Source organism: Pseudomonas sp. CG7, from assembly GCF_023701885.1.
GTDB classification, from domain to species: Bacteria; Pseudomonadota; Gammaproteobacteria; order Pseudomonadales; family Pseudomonadaceae; genus Aquipseudomonas; species Aquipseudomonas zanjanensis.
Genome location: NZ_JABAEE010000143.1, coordinates 1 through 7900, shown reverse-complemented (window position 1 = coordinate 7900; position 7900 = coordinate 1). Strand labels below are relative to the sequence as shown.

At 60.5% G+C, this 7900-nt stretch carries 5 protein-coding genes and 2 pseudogenes; 4 read left to right on the top strand and 3 right to left on the bottom strand.

Annotation, left to right across the window (positions count from 1 at the left end):
• Together HGO40_RS29895 and HGO40_RS29890 are read left to right on the top strand one after the other, a co-directional pair.
• A pseudogene (locus HGO40_RS29895) lies at window positions 1-112 on the top strand (IS110 family transposase); the annotation flags it as partial.
• Window positions 113-317: 205 nt separating this feature from the next.
• Complete coding sequence (locus tag HGO40_RS29890; protein ID WP_250965975.1) at window positions 318-1598, top strand: serine/threonine transporter; 1281 nt, start codon at window positions 318-320, stop codon at window positions 1596-1598.
• Window positions 1599-1856: 258 nt separating this feature from the next.
• Here the strand turns inward: HGO40_RS29890 and acnB are convergent, their stop codons facing one another.
• Window positions 1857-4466 carry a bifunctional aconitate hydratase 2/2-methylisocitrate dehydratase gene (gene acnB, locus HGO40_RS29885; protein WP_250965976.1) on the bottom strand — a complete coding sequence of 870 codons (2610 nt, stop codon included), beginning with the start codon at window positions 4464-4466 and terminating at the stop codon, window positions 1857-1859.
• A gap of 407 nt (window positions 4467-4873) precedes the next feature.
• On the opposite strand from acnB, the pseudogene HGO40_RS29880 reads away from it, so the two are divergent.
• Window positions 4874-5326 (top strand): annotated as a pseudogene (locus HGO40_RS29880) (DUF1289 domain-containing protein); the annotation flags it as partial.
• 220 nt (window positions 5327-5546) lie between these two features.
• On the opposite strand, the gene uspL reads toward HGO40_RS29880, so the two are convergent.
• Window positions 5547-6410, bottom strand: a complete 864-nt coding sequence (gene uspL / locus HGO40_RS29875) for a universal stress protein UspL (protein WP_250965974.1) — start codon at window positions 6408-6410, stop codon at window positions 5547-5549.
• Between the two features lie 175 nt (window positions 6411-6585).
• Here uspL and HGO40_RS29870 point away from each other — a divergent pair, with 175 nt between their 5' ends.
• Window positions 6586-7191, top strand: coding sequence for a MiaE family protein (locus tag HGO40_RS29870; protein ID WP_186704851.1), 606 nt, complete (start codon window positions 6586-6588; stop codon window positions 7189-7191).
• 42 nt (window positions 7192-7233) lie between these two features.
• Here the strand turns inward: HGO40_RS29870 and HGO40_RS29865 are convergent, their stop codons facing one another.
• Window positions 7234-7722 carry a GFA family protein gene (locus HGO40_RS29865; RefSeq protein ID WP_250965973.1) on the bottom strand — a complete coding sequence of 163 codons (489 nt, stop codon included), beginning with the start codon at window positions 7720-7722 and terminating at the stop codon, window positions 7234-7236.
• Window positions 7723-7900 lie beyond the last annotated feature (178 nt).

The window sequence follows — 7900 nt, the reverse complement described above, 5'->3', positions numbered from 1 at the left end:
CCAGGCATTGGTGGTGCTTGCTCGCAAGCTCTGCCGGGTGGCATTTGCCTTGATGAAAAATCAGAGCGAATACCAGCCGAAGCCTATGTTGCAGGGTTGCCCTGCAACATAGAATCTCCCACAGGGAAGACAGGGAAATACGGAGACCATTTTCATGACAGCCATCTGATCCGCATAACCGCTCCTCAGCTAAGTCTTTGCTTCTGCTCGCTAATCCCGGACAATCGCGCCCCTGTTTCGGCCAGGGCGCTGCCTGTCGGGGTTTTCCGACTCGTCCTGGCCGGGTGCATGTGACCGGAAAGCGGAGATCCGACCGGATGAATGATCAGGCCAATAGCGTCGAAGAGCGCTTTGAAACGACAGTCCCAGCCACCCTCAGCCAATGGAGTCGCCACGACACCACCTGGATGCTGGGTCTGTTTGGCACCGCCATCGGTGCAGGCACTCTGTTCTTACCGATCAACGCGGGCCTGGGCGGTTTTTGGCCGTTGCTGATCCTGGCGTTGCTGGCGTTCCCCATGACGTTTTATGCCCACCGGGGCCTGACCCGTTTCGTGTTGTCCGGTCGTGATGGCGCGGACATCACTGAGGTGGTTGAGGAGCATTTCGGTCTCAAGGCCGGCGCACTGATCACGCTTTTGTATTTCTTTGCCATTTTCCCGATCCTGCTGATCTACAGTGTGGCGCTGACCAACACGGTGGGCAGTTTCCTGGAGCATCAGTTGCACATCCAGCCGCCCCCTCGGGTCGTGCTGTCCCTGGTGCTGATCCTGGGCCTGCTGGCGGTGGTCCGCTGCGGCGAGCAGGCGATCGTCAAGGCCATGAGCCTGATGGTCTATCCGTTCATCGTGGCGCTGCTGTTCCTGGCGGTATTCCTGATTCCCCACTGGAGCGGCGGCATCCTGACCACGGCGTCGACGCCGCCTGCACCTTCGGCGTTGTTGCATACCTTGTGGCTGGCAATCCCGGTGATGGTGTTCTCGTTCAACCATTCGCCGATCATCTCGGCGTTTGCGGTGGACCAGAAACGTCGCTATGGCGATAACGCCGAGGAACGCAGTTCGCAGATCCTGTCGCGCGCCCATGTGCTGATGGTGGTGATGGTGTTGTTCTTCGTGTTCAGCTGCGTGCTGACCCTGACCCCGGCGCAACTGGCCGAGGCCAAGGCGCAGAACCTGTCGATCCTGTCGTACCTGGCCAACCACTTCAGCAACCCGACCATCGCCTTTGCCGCGCCGCTGATTGCGTTTGTTGCTATCTCAAAATCGTTCCTGGGGCACTACATCGGCGCCAGCGAAGGCCTCAAGGGCCTGATCGTCAAGAGCGGCCGCCGCCCGGCCCCCAAGACCCTGGACCGCCTCACCGCAGCGTTCATGCTGGTGGTGTGCTGGATCGTCGCCACCCTCAACCCGAGCATCCTGGGCATGATCGAAACCCTGGGCGGCCCGGTCATCGCGACCATCCTGTTCCTGATGCCGAGGTATGCCATCCGCAAAGTCCCGGCCATGGCCCGTTATCGCGGTCAGGCTTCCAATGTCTTTGTGGTGTTGGTGGGGTTGGTGGCGATTACAGCGTTGGTCTATTCCTTCTTGGCATAGGCCTTTCCTGTGGGAGCGAGCTTGCTCGCGAAGGCGGTGTCACAGTCGATGAAGATGTTGGATGGGCCGGCCTCTTCGCGAGCAAGCTCGCTCCCACAGGTTTTGCGGTGTATATGAATTTTGTGTTCGCTGAAAATCCAATGTGGGAGCGAGCTTGCTCGCGATAGCGGTGGCTCGCCGGGCATCGAAATAAACAAGCCATAAAAAAACGCCGCCCCTCGCAAGAAGGGCGGCGTTTTTAGTCGGGCGTTTTAAGCGTTAGGCTTGAACGACCGGGATGTTGGCGTTTGCAGCCGCTTCACGGAACTCGGCGATCTGATCGAAGCTCAGGTAGCGGTACACGTCCGCTGCCATGCTGTCGATCTTGCCGGCGTATTCCATGTACTCCTCGACGGTCGGCAGGCGACCCAGGATCGACGCAACGGACGCCAGTTCGGCCGAAGCCAGGTAGACGTTCGCGCCGTCACCCAGACGGTTCGGGAAGTTACGGGTCGACGTCGACACCACGGTGGAGTTCGGCTCGACGCGTGCCTGGTTACCCATGCACAGCGAGCAGCCTGGCATTTCCATCCGTGCACCGGCCTTGCCGTAGATGCCGTAGTAGCCTTCTTCGGTGAGCTGGTGAGCGTCCATCTTGGTCGGCGGCGACAGCCACAGGCGGGTTGGCAGCTGGCCTTTGACTTGCTCCAGCAGCTTACCGGCAGCGCGGAAGTGACCGATGTTGGTCATGCACGAACCGATGAACACTTCGTCGATTTTCTCGCCAGCAACGCTGGACAGCAGACGGGCGTCGTCCGGATCGTTCGGCGCGCAGAGCACAGGCTCGCTGATGTCGGCCAGGTCGATTTCGATGACTTCGGCGTATTCGGCGTCGGCATCGGCTTCCATCAGTTGCGGGTTGGCGATCCAGGCTTCCATCGCTTGGGCGCGACGTTCCAGGGTACGTGCATCACCGTAGCCTTCGCCGATCATCCAGCGCAGCAGGGTGATGTTCGATTGCAGGTACTCGGTGATCGACTCTTTCGACAGCTTGATGGTGCAACCGGCAGCCGAACGTTCGGCCGATGCGTCGGACAGTTCGAAAGCCTGTTCCAGGGTCAAGCCTTCCAGGCCTTCGATTTCCAGGATGCGGCCGGAGAAGGCGTTTTTCTTGCCTTTCTTCTCGACGGTCAGCAGACCGTTTTGGATGGCGAAGTACGGAATGGCATGAACCAAGTCACGCAGGGTGATGCCAGGTTTCATTTTGCCTTTGAAGCGCACCAGGATCGATTCCGGCATGTCCAGCGGCATGACGCCGGTGGCAGCGGCGAACGCGACCAGGCCGGAACCGGCCGGGAACGAGATGCCCATCGGGAAACGGGTGTGGGAGTCACCGCCGGTACCCACGGTGTCTGGCAGCAGCATGCGGTTCAGCCACGAGTGGATGATGCCGTCGCCCGGACGCAGTGAAACGCCGCCGCGAGTCATGATGAAGTCAGGCAGGGTGTGGTGGGTGGTCACGTCGATCGGCTTCGGATAGGCCGCGGTGTGGCAGAAGGACTGCATCACCAGGTCAGCCGAGAAGCCCAGGCACGCCAGGTCTTTCAGTTCGTCACGGGTCATTGGACCGGTGGTGTCCTGGGAACCCACGGTGGTCATTTTCGGTTCGCAGTAGGTACCAGGGCGTACGCCTTGGCCTTCTGCCAGGCCGCAGGCCTTGCCAACCATCTTCTGCGCCAGGGTGAAACCCTTGGTGCTTTCAGCCGGTGCTTCAGGCTTCTTGAACAGGTCGAACGCTGGCAGGCCCAGTTCGGCGCGAGCCTTCTCGGTCAGGCCACGGCCAATGATCAGCGGGATACGGCCGCCAGCGCGGACTTCATCCAACAGCACCGGGGTCTTCATTTCGAAGGTGGTGATGACTTCGTCGGTACCGTGCTTGCAGACCTTGCCGGCATGGGGGTACAGGTCGATCACGTCGCCCATGTTCATGTTCGACACGTCGAACTCGATGGGCAGTGCGCCGGCGTCTTCCATGGTGTTGTAGAAGATCGGAGCGATCTTGCTGCCGAAGCAGAAACCGCCAGCGCGCTTGTTCGGCACGTAAGGAATGTCGTCGCCGAAGAACCACAGCACCGAGTTGGTGGCCGATTTACGCGAGGAGCCGGTACCGACCACGTCACCGACGTAGGCGATCGGGAAGCCCTGGCCGCGCATTTCTTCGAGCTGCTTCATCGGGCCGGTCTTGCCTTGCTCGTCCGGAACGATGCCGTCACGGGCCATTTTCAGCATGGCCAGGGCGTGCAGCGGGATGTCCGGGCGGGACCAGGCGTCCGGGGCAGGGGACAGGTCGTCGGTGTTGGTTTCGCCGGGGACCTTGAACACGCGCAGGCTGATCTTGTCGGCCAGCACCGGGCGCTTCTTGCACCACTCGCCGTCAGCCCAGGATTGCAGCACGGCCTTGGCGTGGACGTTACCGTTCTTGGCTTTTTCAGCCACGTCGTGGAAGGCATCGAACATCAGCAGGGTGTGCTTGAGTTCTTCGGCGGCGACTGGCGCCAGCTCGGCGTCGTCCAGCAGCTCCACCAGGGTCACGATGTTGTAGCCGCCCTGCATGGTGCCGAGCAGTTCAACGGCACGCTTCTTGTCCAGCAGAGGGGATTGGGCCTGGCCCTTGGCCAGGGCGGACAGGAAACCGGCCTTGACGTAGGCGGCTTCGTCGACTCCAGGCGGAACGCGATTGGTGATCAGGTCAACGAGGAAAGCTTCTTCGCCAGCCGGAGGATTTTTCAGCAGCTCGATCAGGCCTGCGGTTTGTTCGGCGTTAAGCGGCTGGGGAACGATACCCAGGGCTGCACGCTCTTCGATATGTTTGCGGTAGGCTTCAAGCACAGTTATTACCCTCATCAGTGGTCCCAAATGGGTGTCCGGGACGCTCATCCAGAAACTCACGGCACTCATGCGCGTCAGGGGGCTTTTTGGGCCTCCACGCCAGAGTTGCCGGAGTTCCTCACAGAAGCTGCTTTCAAAGTTTTACGCCTGCAGAACGGGAGCTGATGAGGGTTGGCGTTGGGCTTTCCCCGCTGGAAAGACCCTTCGCCAACACCGCTCTGAAGGAACGACTGTGCTCGTGACGCTTTGAAAACAGCTTCTAACGGAGATTGGCGCCTTAAAAGGCTGGCTGATTCTACGGGAAAAAAAAATTAAAGGTAAGTTGGGCCGGGACGTTTGAGGGGTGATCAATCTTAGACAACGGGCTAACATGCCGGCCTGTCCTGTTTTTGCGTGTGCGTGTCCTTATGCCCAACCAGCTCATCAAGACCCCTTGCGTCGGCCTTTGCTCCACTGTCTACGGTGACCTGGTGTGCCGTGGCTGCAAGCGGTTCCACCATGAAGTGATCCACTGGAACGGCTACAACGAGGAGGAAAAACGCGCGGTGTGGATGCGGCTCGAACAGCTGTTGGTGCAGGTGATGGTGGCCAAGTTGGAGGTTTTCGACCCCGCATTGCTGCGCCAGCAACTGGAGTCACGCAAGATCCGCTTCGTGCCGCACCAGTCGGAATACTGCTGGGCCTATCAGTTGATCGCCCGGGGCGCGCGGGTGATCAATAACCTGGAAGCCTACGGCATGGTGTTGATGCCGGAATTTCGCGATTGGGAACTGCCGGACCTGCGCGATGCCATTGATCGGGAGTTTTTCCTTCTGTCCGAAGCCCACTACCCGCGTTACATCGCGCCGGGGTTCCTGAAGGATGCGATTGGCGGCTGCCCACCAGCCATGTGTGCAAAGGAGCTTTTGTGCCAGGGCGCTTTTGTGGCGAGGGAGCTTGCTCCCGCTGGGCTGCGAAGCGGCCCTCGCTCTTGACCTGAAAAATTTCCTGGTCCTGACAAATCCAGGCGTCTGCTGCGCAGCCGAGCGGGAGCAAGCTCCCTCGCCACAAAAGCAGGCTGGATCAGCCACAGCGTTCATCTCATTCCTTGACCGCCAACTCCACCAGATGATCCTCCACCTCCTGGGGCTTGAGCACCAGTACATCGCTTTCCAGCGTGTCGAGCACAGCCTCGGCGGTGTTGCCGATCAGCACCCCGGACAGCCCCGAGCGGGCCACGGTGCCGATGACCGTCACCGCCGCCTGCAGCTTGCGCGCCATGTACGGAATCAAGACATCCGCCGGGCCTTCTTCGATGTGCAGGTGCTGGTCGTCGATGTCGAACTCGGCCTGGAACGCCCGGCATTGCTCGCGGTAGCGGGCCTCGATGGTTTCCTTGAGCTGGAACGTCGGGTCGGCGGACGAGAGCATCGGCGAGGGGTGGGCGCTGATCACATGCAGGTGCGCCTTGGCGAGGAGGGCGATGTCGTAGCCATGGTCGATGATGGTGGAATGCAGGTGGCGATGCTCGCCGTCGGCATTGCCAACATCGACGGCGGCGAGGATCACCTTGTCTTTCCAGGAACCGGCGGTTTTCACCAGCAGCACCGGGGTCGGGCAATGGCGTAGCAGTTTCCAGTCCGCCGGGGTCAGCTGGGCCTTTTTCAATGGGCTGTCGGGGAAATGCTGTTTGATCACCAGCCCGCAACCTTCTGCCTGTTGCACGTCGATGATGGTTTCGTAGAGGCTTTCGTTCCAGGCCTGCTCGGTGGTGACGCTGTAGCCGTCGGCCAGCAATGCGCTCTTGAGCACGCCGAGCAGGCCGGCATGGTCATGTTTCCTGTCGCACACCAGCAGGTGCAGATGGGCCTGGGTCACCCCGGCGATCAGTTTGGCGCGCTTGAGCGCCAGGCTTTCCGCATGTTCGGGCTCAATGACCACCAGGATGCTGCGAATGGCTTGCATGATCGGCGTTCTCCAATGAAAAGGCTGGCGTTGCTCAACTATAGTTCTTGTGGGGCAGTCTAGTGGCTGTGGGTGTGCCGTCGACTTGATGCATATCAACGGCAGTGGCTGGTGGTCTGGGGGCAGGCCGGTATAATCGGCGCCCTTCGCTCGACTACCGTTGCCCGTGAGCCCCATGAATCTTCCCGAAATCCACGAATTCCTTGGTTGCCGCACCCCCGATGCCTGGGTCCAGGCCGCGCTGGCCGACCAGGAAACGTTGCTGATCGACCACAAGAACTGCGAATTCAAGGCGGCCAGCACCGCCCTGAGCCTGATCGCCAAGTACCATTCCCACGTCGACCTGATCAACCTGATGTCGCGCCTGGCCCGGGAAGAGCTGGTGCACCACGAGCAAGTCATGCGCCTGATGAAAAAGCGCAAGATCGGCTTGCGCCAGCTCTCCGCCGGCCGTTATGCCTCGGGGCTGCGCAAGGTGGTACGCAGCCACGAGCCGGTCAAGCTGGTAGACACCCTCGTCGTCGGCGCCTTCATCGAAGCCCGCAGTTGCGAGCGTTTCGAGGCCCTGGTGCCACACCTGGACGAGGAGTTGGGCAAGTTCTACTTCGGTTTGCTGAAAAGCGAAGCGCGGCATTTCCAGGGTTACCTGAAACTGGCTTACCAGTATGGCGATGCCAAGGACATTGCCCAGGTGATCGACAAGGTCCGTGAGGCCGAGCGGGAACTGATCGAATCTCCGGATGTGGAATTTCGTTTCCACAGTGGTGTGCCTGCGGCATAGGGCCGTTTGTCCTGACGATGAGGCTTTCTGCAGCGCTGCCTCTCAACCGGTCAAACCCAGGCGTTCATGCCACTGGGCAATCGACTCTTCGGGATAGACCTCGAACTGCTGGTCGCCCTTATGCGCCTCGACCTCCACCCACGGAGCCCTGGACCCGAGCATCAAGTGGGTATGCTCCGGCGGTACCGGCAGCGGCGTGTCGATGGCTGAAGCGAACGGGTGCACCAGCTCCGGCCATTCGGGGCTGAACAGCCACAGCCCCGATCCACACAGGGAACAGAAATGCCGCTCGGCACTGCTGCGGTGGGCGCGCTTATCGCCGTCGTCCTTTAGCCGCGCATGGTAGATCGAGATGTGCTTGCGACCACGCACCTTCAAGCTTTGGGCATCGCCCCCCAAATTAATCGCATAACCGCCGCCGCCCTGGGTCTTGCGGCAGATCGAGCAGTAGCAACGTTGATAAGGGTAGGGGTGGGTACAGGCCAGGCTGAACGACACGGCGCCGCAGTGGCAGGATCCTTCTAGCTGCATGGGAACCTCCAGTGGATTGGAAATGGCTCAGTACAGCCTAGACGGTCGGCGTTTTTTGCCGGTTGGATTTATGTTGAATGTGCGGGCGTCATCGCGAGCAGGCTCGCTTGTATGGTAGGACTTGAAGGGAGGAGGAGGGACAAGGCTCGATTCTGACTGTTCGCGCAGTACAGACCGT